Source organism: Desulfosporosinus metallidurans (genome assembly GCF_001936615.1).
Classification (GTDB): domain Bacteria; phylum Bacillota; class Desulfitobacteriia; order Desulfitobacteriales; family Desulfitobacteriaceae; genus Desulfosporosinus; species Desulfosporosinus metallidurans.
This window is the reverse complement of the sequence record NZ_MLBF01000144.1, coordinates 1-1,653: the sequence shown is the minus strand read 5'-3', so window position 1 is coordinate 1,653 and position 1,653 is coordinate 1. Positions and strand designations below refer to the sequence as shown.

Annotated in this window: 1 protein-coding gene and 1 pseudogene; both read left to right on the top strand. The window is 40.9% G+C overall.

Annotated features, from left to right (window positions below; genetic code table 11):
• A pseudogene (locus DSOL_RS28310) lies at positions 1–245 on the top strand (hypothetical protein); the annotation flags it as partial.
• The gene (locus tag DSOL_RS26000) at positions 232–1,242 is read left to right on the top strand and encodes a tyrosine-type recombinase/integrase (RefSeq protein WP_075367587.1); all 1,011 of its coding nucleotides are present in this window, start codon (positions 232–234) and stop codon (positions 1,240–1,242) included. The pseudogene DSOL_RS28310 and the gene DSOL_RS26000, both read left to right, overlap by 14 nt.
• Positions 1,243–1,653 lie beyond the last annotated feature (411 nt).

Sequence of the window (1,653 nt, the reverse complement as noted above, 5' to 3'; positions counted from 1 at the left end):
GCAGGAAATCCGAACGTTCGGATTTTTTTCGCCATTCGTTTGTTTGTCAGACGCTGCATCGATGGTACAAGGAAGGCGTTAATGTTAATAATCGGTTAGCGTACCTATCCACTTATATGGGTCATGTCAAAATCGCAGATACCTACTGGTATCTGACCGGCACGCCAGAACTGCTGCAATATGCCTCTAATGCTTTTGAAGAATTCTTTAATGAGCTAGGAGGCGCTGCAGATGAAACACTGTGAAGACTTTCAGGTGTTGCTACAGAAGTATTTTCTTGTTCGATTAATGGGGCAGCAAAAGGTATCCCCCAATACCGTTCAGGCCTATAAAGACACGTTCAGACTGTATCTACGTTATTTGAACGATGACATTAGCATCTCCCCCAATTCTGTGAACATGTCGCATTTTACAACCGATACTATAATAGGATTTTTGAAGTACCTTGAAACCAAAAGAAATAACACTGCAAAAACCATTAACAATCGGCTGGCTGCCATAAAGTCTTTCCTTGAATTCGTTTCTTATGAGAGTCCTGAATATCTTGGCAACATAAGAAAAATCAAGGCAATACCGTTCCGGAAAACCGATAAAAAAGAAGTTGCCTACTTGACTAAAAATGAAATAGATGCGCTTCTTGGTGCCTGCGATCAATCGGATGTAGAGGGGCGGAGAGATTACATGATGCTTCTTCTGTTGTATAATACTGGCATGCGTGTCTCGGAATTGGTATCCCTAAAAGGGAAAGATATCTTTAGTTTGGATAACCTCAAAGGGTACATAAGGATTTATGGAAAAGGACGAAAAGAACGTTCTGTGCCGCTTTGGAAATCAACAGCCGAGTATTTAAGAAACTACATGAAAGCTCATGGAATTTCCTGTGACGACTATTTATTGTCTGGCAGGAATGTCCCACATCTGACACGGTCAGGAATCAGATACCGTATTGAATGTATCGTGTTAAGAGCATCCGACAATTGTTCTTCGCTGAGAACTAAAAAAGTTACCGCCCATGTATTCCGGCATTCAACTGCCATGAGTATGCTTCAATCCGGGGTAGATATTTCAACAATCGCTATCTGGCTTGGGCACGAGAGCATAGAAACGACGCACAAATATATGATTGCTGATTTAAAACTTAAAGAACACGCTCTGAGCAAAGTACAAGAACCCAATATGGATCGAGAATCGCATAGGTATTTGATAGATAATGATATCTTGCAGTTTTTGGCGTTGCTGTAAATCTCTTTGTTATGTGCTGAAGCCAGGAAGCTCCGCCATAAAAGTAGTTAATTAAACCTGATTCAGCACATAACCAAACTCGGCACATAATTTCGGTTATGCTCTTAAACACATAACCGCAAAAATTGGGTCACCATGAAAACGGATCGCGGTGCACACGATAGCTCCATTGTATACAGCATTGTGCAGACTGCTCTGGCCAATGACCTAAAAATTTACGAATATCTGGTCTATTTATTGAAACAGATGCCGAATACTGATTTCAACCAATCTCCGGAACTGATTGAAAAGTTTGTTCCTTGGTCGAAAGAGCTACCAGCTAACTGCTACAAAACTAAAAAATAGAAACTCATGTCCAACCTTGGGGTTGGGCTTTTTTTATGCTTACGTGCGTAGGATTTGACAATTACC